The sequence below is a fragment of the Paraburkholderia sp. C35 genome, assembly GCF_003121405.1.
Classification (GTDB): Bacteria; Pseudomonadota; Gammaproteobacteria; order Burkholderiales; family Burkholderiaceae; genus Paraburkholderia.
The window spans coordinates 61,903-81,949 of record NZ_QBUY01000031.1; the positions used below are offsets into that span (position 1 = coordinate 61,903).

Genomic DNA, 20,047 nt, shown 5'->3' on the forward strand with positions numbered 1-20,047 from the left:
ACATGAAATTCGACCACACCAACATTAAGGCAATCTCGCTCAAGGCCCTCTTGCGAACGGCAATTAGCCTCGCGGCGTATCTTCTCGACGAGTTCGGCGACAGTATCGATTTCTACCAGATAGTCCAAACTCAGACCGTCGAGCGATGGATGCGCGAAAGCTTCCCTGAGGTCGTTGAGCGGCTCGAACGTGAACAGGTCTATGACGCCTTCCACTCAAGACTTGATGAGTATTGTGAAAACCTCCAGTCCGCTGCAATCAAAGCGGAATACGTTCTCGAACACGGCGCTCAAGGCGGTCTCGAAGACGAGACAGACCACCTCATTTTCTCAGGGTTGATTGCACGCATATCAACCGGAACGACGGCACAATTCGACGAAAAATCGTTGCTGACGGCCTTCCTGCTCGACAAACATCGACGGGGCAGCGCGGGGCGTTGGCACGACTATTCGGTGCAGTCAGTGGCACCCCATTCGAATATGAGGTTGCGGGGGCGCGCGTGGGATTTTTGTGACCTTCCCAGGGCCGCCAGCACAAACGCGGATATTGCCTATTTGCTACCACGTGAGCATTTTCCCGGCAACGTCGCAATACACACTCGCGAAGAATACGCGTTGGTCGTCAACGTTCCGGCGGGGATTACGCCCTCAGCACTCGTCACACCAGCGAACATGGACAGCGTGAACATTTCGGTCGACACTGAACGTAATGAGCGGAGTCTGACGCTCGGTAGCTGTCCATTCCTCATTCCGTTGGATGCAAACGCGGCAACACTCGAACTCTTCCGCAACCACCTACCAGTGCTGTACCTCGGCGACGACATGAACCTTCTGGTCGAATATCCATGGAACCCCGTGACGGACCTGACAAATTACATGCATCCCCACATTCGCTATGAGATGCCACCTGAAATGGACGACGAGAGCGTGGGCTATGAAGCCTTCCTGCAGACTCATCCGCATGTGATTCGGATTGGCGAAATTCGTCCGATGCCGTTACTTGAAGGTCCCGTGCTGCCGCAGCGGGAAAGTGAGCGTCTCCATCGGGAAAAATGGGACGAAGAGCCCATTCCGTTCTGAAGTCAGCGAAGCAAAATCCGCATCAGACCGACAGCGTCGTATCAAAACTGGTCGCTCACGCGTGGGGACCGGTTGACTAGAGAGTCATGCTCGACCAGTTCGACGATGCATACCAAACCGATGCTCTCGCAACATTTCAGCTTCATCTCTCGCGAAGCTGAAATGTTGACCTGGTTCTGGCGTGGAAAAATTAACAGCAATATTGACGAAACTCCAGACTTAGCACCGCGCATGTTAAACGCGCGTCTCGAACACGTAATCGGCAAGCTGAAATGCGGGACGTCGCTCAGCGGCCGCCGCAACGGCCGCACGATGTATCACACAGCAACAAAAATAGCGTTACCCACCTGGACACGACAAGCCTTTCAGACAGGACATCCTGATGTCAACATCCCACTTTCGAAAGTCCGCGTAGGACACGACTCCGTTGTCGTGAAGACGGAATCTATGTTGCTCGGTTCCGGGATACCGGCCAGGATTCTCATAGTCCGCCCAGTAAGCAAAAATCCGTACGAGGTTTGGTTGGTCCATCAAGTGATACCATCCGGCCGCTACGCTCAGCGTCAAACAAATCATGAGCGAATAGGCAACAAAATCAAACAATGAAATTTCCATTCTCTTTCGGATACGTTCCGAAAGTGTCCGCATTCGACTGCTGCCCCAGTCCACCACGAAAAGCTGAAACGGAATTGCCTGTAATAGCCATGAAGGAAGCGCAAGGGAACCGACAATCGCCATCGTGAAAATCCAGACGCAACCAATCGCGACGGCAATGATGACGGCAGCGACAACCGGATAGCAAAAGAGCGTTAGCAAAGCGGCGGTACAGGGAAAATCACCGGCAGGAAGTTGCAATGCCTCGATGAGAATCGATTGCGCCGGTAAAGTAGCGATAACAGCAATGAAAGCGCTGCTGAACATGACGGCGATACGTCCGAATGGCGAGCGCCATGCTGCGGTGACCGTGGGAAATATGCGCAGTGCCGTACCTGAACACAACGCTATGGCACAAACAATCTCCGAAACAACCCCAAAACCGTTAAGGCGACCGGCTTTCATACCGAACAGAACCAGAAAGATGCCAGAAACAATCACGATCTGAATGCAGATCTTGTGTAGCCTCTTTCGCCTTTGGAGCGCCTCGTCCAACAGCAATTCTTTGACTTTCATTTCTCGTTAGCCCTTTTCTCGGGGTCGACGGTCGACACGATTCTTCTTCCAACGTCGACACGCCGATGGTCTTCCTTTTATTTGCCGCTTCGATAGTCGCAGCATCCAGCTAGCGATAATGAGCTGTTCCCTTCAGCCTTCAAACGATCGTATTTCGAGCGAATCGAATCTGGCGGCCAGCCCTTTCAAACGAGTGCCGCGATAACGATGTGCACGCCACATCCAGTCCTCACCTGCTCCAGCACCTATCAGCATCAACGGCTGCGACGTCCCCGATTCTCGGTGGCGCGCGATACCGCGTAGCGTCCTTTTGTCGAGCCAGCTCATCTGTGGATTGCCATTTGGATGCGTGTGCCAGTCTCCGAGATAGACGAATTGCCCCGAAGAGTCCCGATACATCTGGTCCAACTGAAGGCATTGCCAATCATGGTCAGGTTCGAAGCGCTCCCGCTTGTGCTGGGCACGCTCGCCGGGCCCAATGACGTGCTGAACAACCGGTTCGCCGTTTAATCCGACATACCCCACCAGCACGCCCCCCGTTTCGAGGGGAAACATTCGGCGCGCTTCGGCCTTCAGCTCAATGAGCGCCTTGGTGCCTAACCACAAGGCCGTCATACGCGTGTGCCACAGGCGGCACAGTCATGCCTCTTGCCGAGACTGTACGTGGTCCACTCGGGCGCCAACGACATATGGGCCCGCCTAAGGTCGCCAACGGCGACGTCCCACGAAAAATCCGGGTAGCCGTGCTCTTCTTCCGAGTTCAGCGTAGCGACCGTCAGACGCGCCGCCAGATGAGCAATAGCATCACTGTCTATTCCTGCCCCGATGAACGTCGGCTGAGAACATCCACCCGGTTGGATTTCGTCGGTACCTTCGTCTACCGGCAAACGAATCGACCCGTCCGCGAGGTTACGAAGGAAGCAATGCCAGCAACCGTCTGTTCTTGTCGGCTGTACGCGACCGACTATGCCCCCCGCCGCACCATGAGTGGTGGTCAGCCATACGTAGGGCTTCCCGACTTCGCTCGCAAGATCCGCAAGAAAATGGCTGACTCTGTGGTTGGCGGCCGCGTCCACGATAATGTCGGCCTCCTGTATTTCCTGCCGGAGAATCGCGTATTCGGAACGGGTTCTGTCCCAAGGACCCTGCCTCACACCGCCTATTCGCAGGTTGTAACCACTGGCGGCCGTGTATGGATACTCGTTTGCGATATGCGCCATAACCGCCGTTGTCTTTTGAAACCCAGCATACTGCCAACCGAGTCCCCACCGGATAGTGTTTCCGACCTGTAGCACGTCGAAATCGATTACGCGCAGCTCTCCAATGCCTGCCTTCGCCAGTTGCAGGCACAACGGTGAGCCAAGACTGCCCAGCCCCACCACAAGTGCCCGCTTCTTCCGAAGCGGCGTGAGGAACGGCGCTCTACGCATCCATGCCCGTTCACCACCCCAGTCGGCTCGTATAAAGTCGGCCCGTACATCGGGCGGCTGAGAGCGTCTGGCCTCGCGGGTAACGCGCACAGCTAGAAAAATCCAGTCATCGCTTGTGGTACGCCACGACACTTCATCGGGGTAGACGAGGCCGACTACGATCACGTCGCCGCGCTTGGCTGCCTGGATTGCCTTCACTAACTCAGGCAGCACAGCCGCTGCCTGATTGAAAACCTCTTGGGGCGCCGCGGTGATAGTTGAAACGACCGGTCGCACGTCGAGCCTCGCCCAATACCCACGTGCGTACGAATTGAACGGCGGAATCGTCGTCTCGAACCGCACCAAAGGCGTACTGCGCACATCGCAGACAGACTTGACAACGCCGCTGACAAAGCAGCGATCATTGAATTGCGGCGGCACTTCTCGCAGGCTGAGCTCAAGGCGTCCGCTACGCACGGAAAGCGGCGGCGTCCCGTCCGGGACGATCAGAACACAGTCCTGGGTATAAGGCAGAAACGAAGACAGCGGTTCGCCGACATGGTCTTCGATACTCGCAACCTGTTCGGAAAGAGCGTCCTCACGGTTAACCGCGAGGACGGCCGGCAGCTGCTCCGTGATTAGCGTCGCTAAAGAATCCTGCCCCGGGTACCAGTCTTCTCCTTCTCGCGCCAGTAGACATAGGTTGCGCCCGAGCGGATGCTGGTGACGTGCGAACTTCGCGTCATCTGCAGTGACCATCGGCGCGAAGTACGGGTATGAATCGGGATAGGTGGCGGTGAGTGCGAGCGTACCGCCGTCATGAACAACCTCTACCCGCACAATCATTTGCCCCGCGTCCATCGCCACCTGGTCAATCGACCAGGAGTACCCGAGCGCATCAAGGGCGCACTGCTCCCGACCAAGCTCGTCGGGATAGCGAATCCACCACGCTTCCATGATCAACCCACCGGGCGATGGCCAGGCGGCTTCGGAGCACCCGAACCGGGATTCGGACGACCGCCGCCGGGCGAGCCCGGCGGATTATGCGGCGGCGGCGGCTGGTGGCCGTGTCCATGTTCGTGGCCATGATGGCTGTGATCGTCGCGATGATGATGATGCTGTTCGTGATGACGATGATGTTCACGCTCATCGTGCTTGCGATGCTCATGTTCGCGACGGTCGTGATCGCGCTTTTCATGTGCATCCTTTCGGTCGTGTTCGCTCATTACTTGTGTCCCAAAAGTCACAATTACCGCCGCAGAGCGGTGTCGGTCGCCCCTGCGACCGATGCATTTATTCTACATACAGATTCCCGCAACACAACTACTTTTTATGACCACATATTAAATGTGACAACATACAATTGATTCTCACCTACAATGCGTGCGACAAAGGAGTGCGCACGTGAACCTGCCGCGAGATATTCAACGAGAACGCCTGTATTACATTGAGTTTCTGGCCCTGTTTTCTGGTCAGGTCAGCCGGAAGGACCTGACGGGCCGTTTTGGTATCAGCGAACCAGCTGCAACCAAAGATCTGTCGATGTATGCGGAGATGGCTCCGTCAATGCTGAGATACGATTTGCGGCGAAAATGCTACGTCTACGACGACGGGCACCCTTATTTCGACCACGACGTCGAACAGGCCCTCCATGCATTGGCGGGAGACGGTGCAGTCGATTTCGATCCATCAAGGACGAAGCGAATACCTGGCTGGGTTAGCACGAGCATCAAACGGCAAGTGCCGCTCGAACTGGCCGCAACGCTCACAAGGTCAATAGACCAGCATCAATGGGTGCGTGTCGAATACTCATCGCTGACGACGGGTACACAATTGCGGAAGCTATCGCCACTCGCACTGGTCAACGATGGTTTGCGCTGGCATATCCGCTGTTACGATCACGAGCACGAGGAGTTTCGTGATTTCGGCCTCACGCGGTTTGGACGTGTCACCGCGACCGGCAACTCAGAAGTTGGACTATCAAAAGACCGTGACTGGAATAATGAAGTCGTGCGTCAACTGTCCCCCCACCCCAAAGCACTTCATCCGGAAACGACCGCCGCTGACTACGACATGAATGACGGGGCGAAGACCGTCAAGCTGAGAGCTTGCCTGGTCGGATACTTCCTGCGTCACTGGCACGTGGATTTTTCGCCAGACGCTTCAGGCAATCCTCGCGCGCAGCAACTTTATCTCTCAAATCGCCAGTACCTTCGGGAAGCGGGAGTCCCGGACTGGGCCTTGCAGCCATAATACCAATCGCCTGATAGTTGCCACATCGGTCTGAGTCGCGACTGAAATCCTTGCTCGAGCGAATTAGAGGTCGAAGTGCATAGCCGGCATCCGTACGGCGCCTTCCACAACGCGCGAGTACGCCGAGATTCGAGAATCAAACTAAATTATTGAATTTGTTGTATTTTTCCGTTTCCACGTGTAATCTCGCGCTACTCGTCGCCCTGTTGATTTGGCCAAAATCGAGACCACATGACGAGACCGGGGATCCCCCGTTTGGAGCGTTCCGGGAGTGACGCCAACGTTGGCGGTGGTTTCGAGATAACGATGTTCTGACCGCGTACGACTCAGATCACCTACCCGGAGAACCGAGCTCCGCAACGATAACAACAATGCTTACACTATCGACCACAGGCGACGCTCTATTGGAAGAGCTCGATGTCGATTTGCTCGGCTCCATTCATGCTCACATGGACGAACGAGGCAGTTCGTCAAGCGCATATGTTGTTCCAATGGAAAGCATATTCATCCAGGGAGCTCGCACTCAGGAACGGTGCATTATTGTCGCTGTACCCCACGTCGCAAGCAAGGACGTCCAGATACATAACCGGCGCATCTACAGCGATGTGCGCACAACTCCCGATCGAAAGCGACGAGCTTGCCTGATGCTGGCGGGCGGCGCGGTCGCATTGTCAGAGCCCGCCGTCACGGGTGCAGCTCCACTGCAATACAAGCGATTGGTAGTAGTCTGGATTCTCGCAGACGAGGTCGCGATTTCCGACTATCCATACTCCGATGCCGTGAGTAATGGACTTTTGCGAGCATCACTAGCAGCCGATACATCGGCACATTGGAATCAACGAGGTACGAACCTTCATGCACAAGTGGAGCCCACGGTAGTCGAAGTGTTCGACATTTTCGATATCGATAGCCGAATCCCCGGCTAGCGCCTTTGCATCACCTCGACTTCCTTCCAGCGATCATCGTGCCCCGACAATCGGAGGCTCCGCAGTAGCACGCGTAGCGTTTGCGAAGCGCCTTCGAAACTTTCTCCTCGCCACTGAGCGCATAGTCAATGCTCAATTCCTCACCAGCGTTAATCTGTCGCGAAGCTCGGATAAATATGCGACCGGCGTCCAGCTCTGGCTCGCAGTTCGGAGCACATGAATGATTGATCCACCGTGCACTGTTGCCGCCGATCGAGCCGTCGATGACATAGCCGTTTCCGATATCGAAGTAGAACGTATGATCCGGTTGCGCGAGGTTGCGCGGAGGACCATTCATTGCGACTTCCCACGAGACCAGTTGGCCTTTGTACTCGCAGATAAGCTCGCCATCACCGATGCTCACTGTTGCGAACACGCCGTTTCCGTGGATGGATGACGTCCTGACTGAAAAGCGTCGCTTCGACTGTCTTCGCCGGTTCGACTTCGCTGATTCCATGATCAAATCCTCGCCTGCGCGCGTTGTTCCGAAGAGACGACGAGCCAGCGAACATCTTGCTGCTTCGCGGCGAAGCATGGTCTGTCGCATCCGTTTTTAGCGTTAAGGAGACTCGAACGCGTTTTTTTGGACCGCCCCTATGGTTCGCGTCGACCGGACAAAGCGCTCCCGGCCAATCAACGCTTCGACCGAAAGGTAGTGTTGCTGGAGGTAGCAAGCAAAGTTGTAGTTCCGGCAACAGACCGCGTCTAGGCAGCCGCGAAGTTACCTGAACCTGTTCCAGCTTCGCTTCGCACGCTCTCATACTCGACCATATCGTCGACGAAAATTGGTGCCGTATCGTTGGCTGCCAGCGGCCGTTTCCTGAGTGCAATATCGATGAAACTGGTCAGATGCTTGAAGAACACTTCCAGCTGCCTGGCGTCGGATACCTGAGGCGCGAGGCCAAGCGCCTTTTCAAGAGTATGGCGTGAAACGTGAAAACGCTGAAGTCCCTTTAGAACACGGACTTGAAACACAACACCATCACCGTTGTGCGGATTAGCCGCCCAAACAAGTCTGCTACTTCCCATGCTTCCCCCGACCGCTTAGTATCCTCCACTCTTGGCAAATACTGGCACACGGAAAATCCGTTTCAAATATATGGAAATCGCTATTTCCTTTTTACAACACCTTCTCAGGTCGCAACCCACTGTCCACCAAAGCGAGAGACGACTTCCGATATGGTCGGAGCCGAAGGCTCGCAATAACATTTCCTGTCTTAGCCTCGCTGCACCAGTTTGAGGTCAACCTGCTTCCGGGTCTCAGTAAGAGACCTCAGTTCAGTCGCCGTCATTCCTACATAGTCATAGGCCTTAACGGAGCGAAAAATTCTGAAGGCATCCCGAAGCAGGCGCTCTGCTTCATCAAGGAGATCCATCCTCAGTTCATATTGGCCCAGCCATGCAAGTACATTGCCGAGGTTTCGCAGCGTGTCAGCGGTGTCGTACGACTCGGCCTGTGGAACCCGTTCCTGCAGCGCAGCGCGGAACGCAAACTCCGCCTCCCGAAAACGAGTCGGATTCGATTCAAGATATCCAACCAATGCGAAAGCACACCCTAGCTCGTTTTGAGCTGCCGCCCACTTAAGCGGTAGCCGCTTGCGACTGAGCCCCGCTAGCGCGTCGTTGAGAGCCTCGATAGCTTCTTCGATCCATTCCGGGCGCTGCTCACGACGCCAGAGCGCCGTTAGTGCGAGACCGAGTTTATAGCGGCTTTCTGCCCAATCAACTGGCGCAACTTGACGAGACCTTCCTTCAAGCGCGCTACGGAAGGCCGTTACGCACTTTTCAAATCGTTCGATTCCCGGTTCGTTCAAAGCGATTCTGAACAGGACATTCCCAAGTCCATCCTGAGTCATCGCCCATTTCAGCGGATCCGTCGACAAGCTCTGGACGGTCAATGCAGCCCGTAAGGCGTCTTCAGCATCTCCGAGATGCACGGTGTTTCTGTCGAGATCCCAGAGCCGCAGGCAGATCATTCCCAGATTGTAGTGGGCTATGGCCCAGTCATCAGGGGTCTTTTCAGCGGTGTAGACATGCAAAGCCTGGCGCTGCGCGAACCGAGCCTCGCGTAGTTGTTGTGGATCGCGATCAAATTCACCAAGAGTCATGAGCGCATCGCCCAGATTGCCCTGCGTTAGCGCCCAGTCGAACGGCGTCGTGTCCCGCGTACGCTCTTCGAGCGCATAGCGGAAGCAATCTATGGACGAGCGCAGCATTGCGACGTCCGTCCGCAGCTTTCCCAAGAGCTTGAATGTGATGCCAAGGTCGTGTTGAGCAAGGGCCCACTGCATTGGCGCCCTCGCCCTCGTCCACTCCTTCAACGCTTCCTTCAGCGCAACCACAGACTCGAGCAGGCGGTCTTGGTATGAATCTCGCTCTCCGATCTTGGAAAGCGCGACGCCGAGGTTGTACTGCGCGGAAGCCCAGCACGATGGCATCGCTTCCCGAGAACACGTTTTCGCGATACGCTTAAATTCGTGTACTGCCTCAATCAGCGAAGAAGAGTCAGGCTGATGATCAGCCATAGCGCTGAAAGCGTAGGCGCGACAGAGCATTGCATGTGACCAGTCGAATGGCGTTTTTTCGAAAGAGAAGACCTCAAGAGCCATGTCGAATGCCTGTATCGCTTCGCGCAGTTTCTCCGGCTCATTTGCGTACGCTCCTAGTCTGCCCAAAGCGCGACCGAGGTTATTTTGAACTGCCGCCCAATGAAGAGGCGACTCCTCACGAGAAAGCTCCGTCAGAGCATCTCGATTTGCGTCGACCACTGCGCGCATCTGCGGTATGTTCAGCTCGTATTCCGACAACATCCCCTCGACAACCCCAAGCTTCGTCCGGGTCATTGCCCAGTCCAAGGGAGCTTCAGCCCGATCGAATTCAGTCATTACTTTCTGGTATGTACTGGTGGCCTCAAGCAGCGGCTCCTTGTTTCCGGACTGGTCGCCACACACAAGCAGCGCATTACCAAGAATCACACGGACGTTCGCCCGGGTCGCCGCATTCCATTGCTCCCCGTGACCGTCCTCCAGTAATTTCCTTACACGTTGAACAAATGGCTGCATTTCCCCCAGGTTGTACTGCCCACTGCGCGCCAGCGCTTCGGCACCGCTGCTTGCAACGAGCAGGCCGAGTACGTCAGTCAGGTCTTGCCAGAAGAGAGTCGGCAGATGGAGGTCTTCAGTCGTCTCATATCGTTCCGCAGAGGGAGATTTCGACACGTCTCGTGACGCCGTCCAGTAAAGTCTGGGCAGAGTCTTGCCGTTCTGCTTCAGCACGCCACCCCAGATCAACGCATCTGCGCCCAAAGCGTTGAGTAATGCCCGCGCGCGTTCGTGACCCGCTTGCTCGCTGGGTTCGGCCTCGATCAATTCGTCGAGTGACATCGTGTGTACGCCTGGGAACGTATCCCTCAACGAATCACGAATAAGCCGTGACATGTCCTGATCCTCATCCCCCTCCAGTTTGGCGATGACGATGTTGAACTTATCGGGCATACCTTTCGGAGGAGCTTTCTTTTGAAATCGCGCGATCACAGTCGCGATGCCTGGCAGCTTGCTGACGTGATCCCATTGCCACCAGATACCGAGCATCGCTATTATTGCCGCGCCTACCCACCCGAAGCGCAAAAGGAGAAGTGTCTGCAAGAATTTCCATATGTCCGGATCGGTCGGCGGTGACGCCGCAGCAGTTGCAGCATTAGCCGACGTAACGACACGTATTAACTGCCCCGGATTTCTGGCACTATTGACAACATCAACTGTTCTAGTTGGCCATTCGTGAGCCGAATGCGGCACTTCTGTCACTTGACCGAGCGATGACTGAGCAACGCCTGCACCGCACGTCGCCGACGATTGCCAGAAAAGCGATACGCACAATAGCGCGCGTATCCCTTTCCATCCGAGCTTGAATATCCGCGAAGGCGGCTTGTGGCCGCTTGCCCGCGTGACGCATCGATGCGCCAGCGGCGTTTCCTGACCGGGTGCTTTGTCGGGATGCTGCATAGAAGGTCCCGAAAAACGAAGGCATTGAGGTAGTGACGCCTGCGGGATCGTAGCCAAATCACGCGATACGACCACAGACGATTCGCGCGGCGAAGTAATTCCGCAATATCTTCCAATCCTATCGACAATCAAGACGAACGACAAAGACGATTTTTCGGCACAGAATATTTCTTACAATCTTGAAATAAACGGCGATTGCCACAGATGGCCCACATTCTTGACGAAGGTCTCAACGGTAGCGGGAGATCCCCTTGCATTCAATCGTTCCACCGACCGCATCCTCGATCAGACCATGTAGTGTGTCGATCGGCTGTATCTGGCATCGGAACAATTGCTCGCTTTCTACTTGCTGGAAAGTCTGTCCGCCAAGTTCCAAGGCAATAACTCCTCAGCGCTGTCGATCTTGCCACCAGCGATATTCGGCAGGATATGCTCGAGCTAGTCGTTGGGATCGATGTCATTGACCTTGCAACTGATAACACTGTACATCGCCGCGACCCACTGTGTGTCTCGGCCGGAGCCGACGAAAAAGACGCTCTCGCTCCCCAGACTCACGCGACGTAAGGTACTTTCGGCGAGAGCATTACTTATCTCAATGAGACCGTCTTCACAGTACAAGACGAGCGCGTCCCATTGACTGAGCGAATAGTTGATCGCTTTGGCCAGTTCCGACTTCACCGGCAATGCCCTGTTCCTATGCCTCAACCATGCGCTGACCGCGTAAAGTATAGGCAGACTCTGATGTTGCCGTACCTGCAACCTCTCAGTTGGCGGTGCACCACGAATATTCGCTTCGATTCCGTACAGCGCGCCAATGAGCTCCAGCACGTATGGTGTCGCTTCGGCCGTGGCACGCATGTGAACGTCGTATATGTGCAAACCCGACCGCGGCCGGGTCCGCCGATCCCGAATAGCTGTCGTCTCGAACATAGATACGCAGTTGGCCCTTGCGTATCCTCACGTTGCCAGGAGCTTGAACGGACATGGGTGTCTCACAGGTGTGCAGCTTGGATGAAGCCATTACGTAGCGGCATACCGCTTCGCTCAGCGGTCGGAGTAGCTCGTCGCATAGGCCGCCCCAATCCCCCATTCTGGAGCTGTCAAGCGAGACGTCGTCACGCGCGCGCTCTTCTAGATCGGGCTGTCGTCCTAGCTGCAACCGGTTGAGAAAATCAATATGTTCTCTGAGTTGTTCAATCTCGATATCACGCTTGGTGCGCTGAACACGGGCCTCGTTCAACAAGGCCTTAACTGCATTGACGTAATCTGGTAGCTGGGGCTTGCTCGGTCATGCGCGAAGTTTGCGCGCGCACCAATGCGTCTAGAACGTCACCCGTGGGAATGACACCGTTACTGTCTGTCGATCGCCCCGGATTTGGCCCCATAATCGTACAATTGGATTTTCAACGACTGCCAACAGCGTCCGTCAGCATCGGTATCTTGTCGAATCAACCTAGACTAGGCCGGATGCGATCCCGCAGCTCAGCTTGTACGCAAATCGCATGATGTGTGCAACAATAGGGAATCATCTGGCCCTCCTCTTCGCTCCGTGATCACTCATGGAAATCCTTCAGCCTGCTCCTCAGGTCCTCGAAAATCGACGTGGTGTCGCATTTGGCGTCGTACACGGAAACACAACGATAGACTGTGTAATTTCGCTCACCGCATTGGAAACGTACTTCTGGCTGGAACCCGGAGCCAGCCACGTGCAGATTCTGAAAACCTTTGAGAATGGTCACGCGCGCATCGAAGCTATCGCTGAGCGCAAACTTCGAGCGCATCCTGCGACTCGTTTGGAGTTGAAGTCAGACGACTTTGCGCGTTCCTGACGTACTTGTCAGTGACGCGCATGTCACTTCTCCTCGGTTTTACGCATGAGCGAGACCCTGTCCGACAAAGCCGCCAACGGATGCGCGCCGTCTTCACGGCACTGCTACGCCGATAACGCGTAAGCCTTCATCTCGTCTCCATTCCGCCCCAGTCGTCACGGAGATGTCATCCAAGATTGGTGGAATTCACCTGCACCGAAGGAGCGATCCAATCGCTCCTTCTGTCTTTCTGGAGAAAACAATGAAATAGCGCCTGCTTGCCCTGTCTGCCTGTTGCCTGCTATCTGCGATTTCCGCTCATGCCCAAAGCTCGCGCCCGAGTTGGGGCGTCTCACAAATCTACAACTACAACCATCCTTTTGCGGCTACAGACAGCACCGATCTCGCTACCATGATGTCAACGATGGCCGTCGATTCCTTTGCGTTCTATCGAGGCACCGACCACATTTTCTATCAGGACATGCAGACGTTGCCCGCCTCCAGCTACACGACCACACAAACAGGCTACACGTGGATCGGCGGAGATGCTCACATCGGCAACTTCGGGGCGTGGCAAGACAGCGGCTCAAACAATGTGTTCTCTGTCGACGATTTCGATGAAGGCTATCTCGGCCAGTACGTCTGGGACTTAAGAAGGCTTGCCACCAGTATGGTCCTTGCCGGGCGCGCCAACGGCATCGCCGACAGCGACATCTCGACCGCTATCAAGGCCATGGTCGGCGCCTACGTTAGCGAGATGAACGATTTCAAAGGTAGTAGCGACGAGCTGAGCTTCCAATTGAAAAACGGCAACACGTCCGGCGCGGTGCAGTCGACCATTAGCGCTTCAAAGGGCGACACCCGCTCGAGCCTGCTCAACAAATACACACAGGTAACCAACGGTATTCGGACGTTCCAGAACATCGCCAACGCGCTTGTGTCCGTCAACAGCGCGACGTACAACAACATTGCGGCAGCGATGAGCAGCTACATCAGCAGCATCTCAACATCGAAGCAGTATTCGGCCAGCTACTACAAGGTGAAAGATATTCGTCAGAAGCTGGGATCGGGCGTCGGTAGCCTGGGAAAATTGCGTTACTACGTCTTGGTTGAAGGTCCATCTACCTCGACATCAGACGACGTGATCCTGGAAGTAAAGCAGGAAACTCAGAGCGCCGTCGCTGTCGCGAACAGCAATGCGCAGTCGTTGTTATCTGCCGACAATAGCAATGATGGCGCGCGGGTAGCGATGACCAACAAGGCACAAACGCTTAACGCAGATGTACTCGTCGGCTATGCGGTCATCAACGGCTTGCCCTACTATTTTCATGAAAAATCACCGTTCGAAGAAGATTTCGACTACACGCAATTGACTACTGCGGGCAAGCTGAATACGGCCGCAACCTATCTTGGCCAGGCATTGGCTTCGGCTCACGCCATTTCGGACCAGGACTACAACAGCGCAATCGTGACCTACAGCATCGACAAGCAGATTAGCGATGCTGTGACAAGCACCTCTGGGCTGCAGACTGAAATCTCGAATTTCGCGTTCAGCTATGCCACCCAGGTGAACCTGGACTGGCAATCTTTTGTCAGCGCCTACAAGGCCGGCACACCGCTCTACTGACGCGGCACCGACTGACGCGTCGGATTCGGCTCCACTTCCCCGTTTTCAACCTGAGAGAAGCTCTACTGCTTGCCAACTCCAACCACGTCCGACGGAGGCTAAACCGCGACCTTCGTCGGACGCATTCTTCCATTAAGACGTCTACCGTCGTCCTGTACCATTGCGCGCTTTTCGCCTACGCCACCACTGCCAGATGCCTGTAACAAATAAGCCGCACAGTGCCACGCCGCCGGTCGACAGGATGACCATGAGCGGCAGACCGCCCAGTTCGCCTGTGTGCAGCGGATAAATCACCGCGACAGCGCGAGCACCGGGATCGAGCTGATTCCAGCGCTGTACGGCAAGCACTGCGCCCGAATAGGGATCAAGCCAAATGGAGGTCAAGCCGTTCGGATGCGGATCATCGGGCAGACGCATGCGTATGCGCAAAGGTGCATCTGCTTTGGCGGGCCATTGCACGATATTGATCTGGCCGTCCGGGAACTGTTCGTGTGCGCGAGCAACAAGCGTATCGACGGGAAGCCGCCGCGATGTCGAAACTGGTTGGGTCGACAAAGTCGGCGGGCGCATCGGATGCGCCCCCGCAAGAGCAGTTACCCATCCATTCAACGGTCGCCACGCCATGTAGGCGCCCGATGCGACCGACACGGCAATCAAAAGCCCCAATGACGCGCCGCCGACCCGATGCAGGTCATACAGGGCGCGCGTGCGACCTCGCCGCAGTTCAATCCGCCACCCGGTCACGCCGCCGCGCGGCCACCAGAGCACCAACCCGGAAACAAGCAGCAGCAAATAACACAAGGCGACACAAGCGAGCAAAGGCTTGCCTGTCTCGTCTAGCAGCAAGGAGCTATGCAGCCTGAACAAAACGTTGAAGAAGCCCTGGGTCTGACCACGTCGCCCGAGCTCGCGGCCTGTGTACGGATCGAAATAGATCGTCCCCTTCCATTTGCTGCGGACGGTCACTTCAATGCTTTGGTGAGTGTCGCGCGGAGGATGAAATGTCAACCCAGTATGCGGCCCGAACTCGCTGGCAAGACGTTGCCGGACACTTTCAAGCGAAACGACCGCACCTCCGGCCGGTCCTCCGACGTGAAACAACTCCGGATGCAGACCCTCATCAAGCGGCGCGGCAATCATGAGCAGCGCGCCAGTGATGCCCGCCAGAGCAAGCACCCAGCCGACCGACAACCCAAACCAGCGATGCGCAACGATCCAGTAATGTCGAATGCGCACCGTTCGCGCGCCGTGAGCATGTGTGGCAGCCATCGTCAGTAGACGAAGTGGCCTTGCACGTACACCATACGGGGCGCACCAACCATACGGCCCGGATTACCGTCGACGTTACGCGTGTAGTAGCGCTTATCCGTAAAGTTGTTCACCCCTAGAGTCAGACTGCTGCCCTTCCAGTTCGGAATCTTCCAGTCGGCCTGGAAATCGTACACACGGAATCCTGGGATGCGACCGGTAGTTGCGGCAGCGTTCTCCGCCACGGTGTTTTGCAGATCAGAATACTGCGACGATTGATGTGTGGTCGAAAGGTTGAACGTCCAGCCGTGTGTTTCGTATTTCAGTCCCATCGTGTCGGTGACACGTGAATAAAAAGGAACGTCGAGGCCTGCTGTAGTTCCCGACTCCTGTATCGCCTTCGTGTAAGTGAAGTTCGCGTACGCATCCAGACCGCGCAGGACACTGTCCTCATCGAACGCGTAATCAATTGCCGTCTCAATGCCCTGATGGTGGGTAGCACCGATGTTCTGGAACGTTGAGGGCACAACGCCCGGAACTTGCAAAATCTGGTTGTCAAACCGCATGTTGAACGCGGTGACTTCCGCGTGGATTCGCCTGCTCGTCCAGCGCGCACCGAACTCGAAGGTCTTCGCAACTTCAGGCTGCAACGGATTCGATGCTGACTGCGAATTGAGCTGAAGATTCTGCACGGGACCGAACGACGTGCTGTAGTCCGTAAACAGAGTTAACGACGAGTTCCACAGATATTCGAGGCTTACTGCTGGAAGCGCCTTGTTGTTTAGCGTGTCGTAACTCTGCTTGAGAGTATCGTCGAAGCGCGTCGAACTGATGTGCTCGAAACGAATACCTGGCGTCAGACGCCAACGCCCATACGCGATGCGGTCGTCGAGATACACAGCGTGAGCGTCGGTACCATTCTCAAAAGTGCTTGTCGGCCCGATGACGCCCGTCGCCAACGTCTGGTTGTAGCTGTTGTCGTCCCCACGCTCTCGAATGTAGCGGTAGCCGACCGTGACGTCCTGCTGCACGGGACCCAGCGTAAAACGCTGCGTATAGCGCGGCTCCACACCTGTCGTGTTGTAGTTGCGCGGCTGAAACTGCAATTGCGTGCCCGTCGAGTTGATCAATGCGCTCGTGCGGTTGGCCTCGTTATACCAGGCACGAATTTCGAGTTCCTCATTCGCGGAAATCGTGTTGAGATAGCCGAGCTCGACGGCTTTCCGCTCGCCCTGCCAGTAATCGGTCGGACGCGTATTCTGGAAAGGATCCTGGTTATATTGCGCGACAGTCAGGCCACCCGGCGTACGCGACTTCACGTCGTAGTATGAGAATTTGCCGTAAAGCTCGGAGGTCGGCGACAGTTCGAAACGCCACTTCAGAGCAAGATCGTTGACGCGCTCATCACTGCCATCGCGCCAGTCGCGGCCCGTCATGCCCGAGTACAAGAGCGCGACGCCGAGGCCATTGTCAAGCTGCGTTCCGAGGAATGTGTTGTACTGCGTGCTGCTACCGCCACCTGCCGTGTACATATTTTCGCGCACGGAGGCATCTGCGGTAAGGCCCGCCTTGTCCGGAATCTCGCGTGTGCGGAAGTTGATCACGCCACCGACGTTTTGCGGACCGTACCGCACCGTTACGCCGCTTCGTACCACGTCGATCGAATCGATGTTGCCAAGACTAATAGGCGCGAACGATAGCTGCGGTTGACCATAAGGCGCAACGGCCATCGGGATGCCGTCGAGCAAAACCGTTGAGCGCGGTGTGTAGCGGCCCGTAAGACCGCGCACGCCTATGTTCAATGAAATCTGGCTACCAGCAGTACCAGAATTATCGGTCGACTGCACGCCAGGGACGCGGCGCAATACGTCACCTATGCTGGTTGCACCGCTCGCGTTGATCTCCTGTTTGTCGACAACCGTCCGCGCACCCGGAAAAGTTTTGACACTGTTTTCCAGTCCGCTTCCCAGCCAGTCGCCGGAGACCGCAATCGAATCAAGGGTTGTGGCTTTTTCGTCGGATGTGCTCGACGCGGACGTTTTTGGCTGATCATCCTGAGCCGACGCGCAGTCGGGTAGACCAAGAAACGCGAGCGCAGCCACGGCTGCAAAACAGTTGAGTCTGATAACAGCGTCCGAGTCGCGGTGCGCGGCAAATCCCATGATTCCGGTGGTCCTTGTTGTTCTGGAAGCTGCCACACACGGATCCGCCCTGCGAGCAGGTAACCGCGCGCAGTAAATCTTCCGCAATTTTACGAAATATCCCTATAACGCTGCCGGAATACTAATGAGAATGACTTCGATTTGCAAGTAAACTTAGCCGAAATATGTGGTTGGACTAAATATCAATCACACATCTTGAAAAAAATGTGATCTACATGTGCATACGCACATACAAGGCTTAAACACGCATGTTTTGCGAATGCGTGTCCGGTTCGGCTTGGCGAGATTTGTCTTGTCCAGTTGCGCACGTCTGGGGACCCTTCACCTCGGAGATGCGACTGTGTAGTGGGTTTAGCCACCGACCAATCTTGCTTGTCAGAGCGAACCTCCGCGAGCGCATGCCGCTCGCACTATCAGACAGATATTACACTATTAGTTGCAAACACAACTAATTTAGTCCGACGACTCCGGGGATACTACTCGCCAGTTAGTCAAGGTGCGGGCACCTGTCGAGATCATCGTCGAGAAGCTCGATTCTCGCGCACCCGGACCGAGCCGTAAGTCGAACAGACCGCTCTCGAAGACTCAGAGAGGCGCTATGGATGTCAAGATGAAGGAGCTCGAAGAGCGTTTTGGAATTAAAGCAGGAAAGTCAACGCCGCTTATTCCTCGCAGACTGATTCGATCTGCAGATACATGGGTAAGCGAAACCGCAGGGAACAGGCGAGTTAGTCCGGATACCTTTTGAAGAGGTCAAGTTGGCGGGAATCGATTGCGGTCGATTGAACTTGTGCATCACCAACTGCCCTGGAGTCCTGGCGATGAAGTGCGGTCGGCGCCGATGGTGTTGGCTTCGATTCGATTCGAAAGAAGTCAGGATCTACGCCTGCATGCTTCGCCGCCGCCAACCATTCGGGCGTGTCACCGAGCCCGTTCCATTCGTTTCCACGGGCGTCCCGGTACAGCGGCGGATGGTCCAGATCGTGCTGGATAGACGCCTGGAGCGCGTCAAATGTAATACCGAACTCGATCATACGACGGCGGATCCAGATTATCAGCCGCTCACGGGCTTCCCCGTCTGCAATCTTTCCCTTCATGATCTCAAAAGTCTTCTCAATAGGCCCGACAACGATCAACACGACAACTCTCAACCACTATGTTTGGCCGAGTAGCGTGAGTCACGCAGGAGCCTGAATTTATCCGGTTGGCTATCGGGAACGCTCTCACGGTATTCTTCGGAGCGGTGCAGAAATGGCGCTTATCAGCGGCTCGCGCCTCCCGCCCGCGTCGCGGCGCGGATCTGCAATCATCGCGAACGAAAATCACAGAACACTGCTGGACGAAGCTCAACCACTCGCCAACACGCCGCCCCGCCATCGGTATCCATGGGAAACACTGCGTCTGATTTTACCAACTTCTCGAACAAGTCCCCGCAATGGCACCAAAGTTCCGCTGCGCGCTAATCTCGGGATTTTCAAACGCGCGCTTCCCCTCGCGTTGGGGACGACGACTGTCGACATGCAGCACAATGCTTATGATCCCTGCGACCATAGCACTCGGAACTTCGCGCGAACATGCTGAGCGAGCACGCTATTTTGCATCGCCTGCATACGCGCAGCCCTTGCTTCTTGAGCAAGTTCGCCGCCCTCTTCGCTGCCTGCTGTTCATCGCTCGCCCGCTTCATCGCTACCGCGATGTCGTGCAGGGCGGGAAAGTCCTTTCTGGAATCGGAATTACGCTCAGCCAGCAAAAATTCTTTTCCCGATGTCACCAATCCAAACGAACTTTCTGGCTCCATACCAAATTTGCTGAGCACGAGGTCTACGAACCGGTGACGCAAGAAGCCTTCATCCAGATTCACAATGCCATCGGGGGTATCCATAAAAGAGTCTCGTAGCGCATCGACCGCGTGACAAACGATGTCGAGATGCCGCTCAAGGTATTTCTCATCCGCCTGTTCTACTGAGACACCATCCAGCAATTTCGCGATAACCGATTTGCAACTGGCATCAGTTGCTGCGAAGCGAACCAGCCACCGGTCTGGCTTGTAGACTGGAAAACCCAGGTCCATCAACAGGTGCAGGCTGGTAATCGCCCCGAATCCCTTGATCCCTCGCAGCTCGCGGAATGCCTCGGGTTTAGTCGACTCTTTGCTATGGAAGGTCTGAACAACTCATTTTCCGCGTTGGATTTCTAATCGGCGAACTTCAATGGAGATCGCCTCACCATTCGCTGCGCGATGGACCAGCGCCGGTCGCCTCTAGTGCACCGAGCGCTGCGCCCATACGAGATACGCCTTCACCCTTTATGTTGTTTCAGCGAGCG

Annotated in this window: 16 protein-coding genes and 1 pseudogene; 5 read left to right on the forward strand and 12 right to left on the reverse strand. The window is 55.7% G+C overall.

Annotation, left to right across the window (positions count from 1 at the left end):
• Nucleotides 1-2 precede the first annotated feature (2 nt).
• Entirely contained in the window at nt 3-1,079 is a 1,077-nt protein-coding gene (locus tag DK391_RS20000; RefSeq protein ID WP_109479706.1) for a hypothetical protein, read from the forward strand.
• A gap of 339 nt (nt 1,080-1,418) precedes the next feature.
• Here the strand turns inward: DK391_RS20000 and DK391_RS20005 are convergent, their stop codons facing one another.
• The 4 genes from DK391_RS20005 to DK391_RS44375 all read right to left on the reverse strand — a co-directional run bounded on the left by DK391_RS20005 (nt 1,419) and on the right by DK391_RS44375 (nt 4,884).
• Nucleotides 1,419-2,249 carry a hypothetical protein gene (locus DK391_RS20005; RefSeq protein ID WP_109479707.1) on the reverse strand — a complete coding sequence of 277 codons (831 nt, stop codon included), beginning with the start codon at nt 2,247-2,249 and terminating at the stop codon, nt 1,419-1,421.
• Nucleotides 2,250-2,381: 132 nt separating this feature from the next.
• Nucleotides 2,382-2,864, reverse strand: coding sequence for a Mov34/MPN/PAD-1 family protein (locus tag DK391_RS20010; protein WP_109479708.1), 483 nt, complete (start codon nt 2,862-2,864; stop codon nt 2,382-2,384).
• On the reverse strand, nt 2,861-4,615 hold the full coding sequence (locus DK391_RS20015) for a ThiF family adenylyltransferase (protein WP_109479709.1): 1,755 nt from the start codon (nt 4,613-4,615) through the stop codon (nt 2,861-2,863). Before DK391_RS20015 ends, DK391_RS20010 begins: the two co-directional genes overlap by 4 nt.
• A 2-nt stretch (nt 4,616-4,617) precedes the next feature.
• Complete coding sequence (locus DK391_RS44375; protein ID WP_162600867.1) at nt 4,618-4,884, reverse strand: hypothetical protein; 267 nt, start codon at nt 4,882-4,884, stop codon at nt 4,618-4,620.
• Nucleotides 4,885-5,062: 178 nt separating this feature from the next.
• Between DK391_RS44375 and DK391_RS20025 the strand changes: the two genes are divergently transcribed.
• Nucleotides 5,063-5,911 carry a WYL domain-containing protein gene (locus DK391_RS20025; protein ID WP_109479711.1) on the forward strand — a complete coding sequence of 283 codons (849 nt, stop codon included), beginning with the start codon at nt 5,063-5,065 and terminating at the stop codon, nt 5,909-5,911.
• Between the two features lie 404 nt (nt 5,912-6,315).
• Nucleotides 6,316-6,837, forward strand: a complete 522-nt coding sequence (locus DK391_RS20030) for a hypothetical protein (RefSeq protein WP_162600868.1) — start codon at nt 6,316-6,318, stop codon at nt 6,835-6,837.
• 10 nt (nt 6,838-6,847) lie between these two features.
• Here DK391_RS20030 and DK391_RS20035 read toward each other — a convergent pair whose 3' ends face one another.
• The 4 genes and pseudogenes from DK391_RS20035 to DK391_RS45720 all read right to left on the reverse strand — a co-directional run bounded on the left by DK391_RS20035 (nt 6,848) and on the right by DK391_RS45720 (nt 12,120).
• Complete coding sequence (locus DK391_RS20035) at nt 6,848-7,333, reverse strand: SET domain-containing protein-lysine N-methyltransferase (RefSeq protein WP_109479713.1); 486 nt, start codon at nt 7,331-7,333, stop codon at nt 6,848-6,850.
• A gap of 248 nt (nt 7,334-7,581) precedes the next feature.
• A complete protein-coding gene (locus tag DK391_RS44380; RefSeq protein WP_162600869.1) occupies nt 7,582-7,905 on the reverse strand; it encodes a hypothetical protein in 324 nt (107 codons plus the stop codon).
• Between the two features lie 188 nt (nt 7,906-8,093).
• Nucleotides 8,094-10,877 (reverse strand): tetratricopeptide repeat protein, encoded by a 2,784-nt coding sequence (locus DK391_RS20040; RefSeq protein ID WP_162600870.1) that lies wholly within the window; start codon nt 10,875-10,877, stop codon nt 8,094-8,096.
• Nucleotides 10,878-11,315: 438 nt separating this feature from the next.
• A pseudogene (locus DK391_RS45720) lies at nt 11,316-12,120 on the reverse strand (transposase).
• A gap of 316 nt (nt 12,121-12,436) precedes the next feature.
• Here DK391_RS45720 and DK391_RS20055 point away from each other — a divergent pair.
• The gene (locus DK391_RS20055; RefSeq protein ID WP_109479717.1) at nt 12,437-12,706 is read left to right on the forward strand and encodes a DUF1488 family protein; all 270 of its coding nucleotides are present in this window, start codon (nt 12,437-12,439) and stop codon (nt 12,704-12,706) included.
• A gap of 289 nt (nt 12,707-12,995) precedes the next feature.
• Nucleotides 12,996-14,312 (forward strand): DUF2252 family protein, encoded by a 1,317-nt coding sequence (locus DK391_RS20060; RefSeq protein ID WP_343225436.1) that lies wholly within the window; start codon nt 12,996-12,998, stop codon nt 14,310-14,312.
• A gap of 141 nt (nt 14,313-14,453) precedes the next feature.
• Here the strand turns inward: DK391_RS20060 and DK391_RS20065 are convergent, their stop codons facing one another.
• The 4 genes from DK391_RS20065 to DK391_RS20080 all read right to left on the reverse strand — a co-directional run bounded on the left by DK391_RS20065 (nt 14,454) and on the right by DK391_RS20080 (nt 19,793).
• Complete coding sequence (locus DK391_RS20065) at nt 14,454-15,581, reverse strand: PepSY-associated TM helix domain-containing protein (RefSeq protein WP_109479719.1); 1,128 nt, start codon at nt 15,579-15,581, stop codon at nt 14,454-14,456.
• A gap of 2 nt (nt 15,582-15,583) precedes the next feature.
• Nucleotides 15,584-17,722 carry a TonB-dependent siderophore receptor gene (locus DK391_RS20070; protein ID WP_109479720.1) on the reverse strand — a complete coding sequence of 713 codons (2,139 nt, stop codon included), beginning with the start codon at nt 17,720-17,722 and terminating at the stop codon, nt 15,584-15,586.
• Between the two features lie 728 nt (nt 17,723-18,450).
• A complete protein-coding gene (locus DK391_RS20075; RefSeq protein WP_239482893.1) occupies nt 18,451-18,861 on the reverse strand; it encodes an H-NS family nucleoid-associated regulatory protein in 411 nt (136 codons plus the stop codon).
• A gap of 335 nt (nt 18,862-19,196) precedes the next feature.
• Nucleotides 19,197-19,793 carry a hypothetical protein gene (locus DK391_RS20080; RefSeq protein WP_109479721.1) on the reverse strand — a complete coding sequence of 199 codons (597 nt, stop codon included), beginning with the start codon at nt 19,791-19,793 and terminating at the stop codon, nt 19,197-19,199.
• Nucleotides 19,794-20,047: the final 254 nt, after the last annotated feature.

Coding starts and splice junctions, on each gene's coding strand:
- DK391_RS20055 (WP_109479717.1), top strand. CDS start 12,437: ATGGAAATCCTTCAGCCTGCTCCTCAGGTCCTCGAAAATCGACGTGGT.
- DK391_RS20065 (WP_109479719.1), bottom strand. CDS start 15,581: ATGGCTGCCACACATGCTCACGGCGCGCGAACGGTGCGCATTCGACAT.
- DK391_RS20040 (WP_162600870.1), bottom strand. CDS start 10,877: ATGCAGCATCCCGACAAAGCACCCGGTCAGGAAACGCCGCTGGCGCAT.
- DK391_RS20070 (WP_109479720.1), bottom strand. CDS start 17,722: ATGGGATTTGCCGCGCACCGCGACTCGGACGCTGTTATCAGACTCAAC.
- DK391_RS44380 (WP_162600869.1), bottom strand. CDS start 7,905: ATGGGAAGTAGCAGACTTGTTTGGGCGGCTAATCCGCACAACGGTGAT.
- DK391_RS20035 (WP_109479713.1), bottom strand. CDS start 7,333: ATGGAATCAGCGAAGTCGAACCGGCGAAGACAGTCGAAGCGACGCTTT.
- DK391_RS20005 (WP_109479707.1), bottom strand. CDS start 2,249: ATGAAAGTCAAAGAATTGCTGTTGGACGAGGCGCTCCAAAGGCGAAAG.
- DK391_RS20000 (WP_109479706.1), top strand. CDS start 3: ATGAAATTCGACCACACCAACATTAAGGCAATCTCGCTCAAGGCCCTC.
- DK391_RS20010 (WP_109479708.1), bottom strand. CDS start 2,864: ATGACGGCCTTGTGGTTAGGCACCAAGGCGCTCATTGAGCTGAAGGCC.
- DK391_RS44375 (WP_162600867.1), bottom strand. CDS start 4,884: ATGAGCGAACACGACCGAAAGGATGCACATGAAAAGCGCGATCACGAC.
- DK391_RS20015 (WP_109479709.1), bottom strand. CDS start 4,615: ATGGAAGCGTGGTGGATTCGCTATCCCGACGAGCTTGGTCGGGAGCAG.
- DK391_RS20080 (WP_109479721.1), bottom strand. CDS start 19,793: ATGGACCTGGGTTTTCCAGTCTACAAGCCAGACCGGTGGCTGGTTCGC.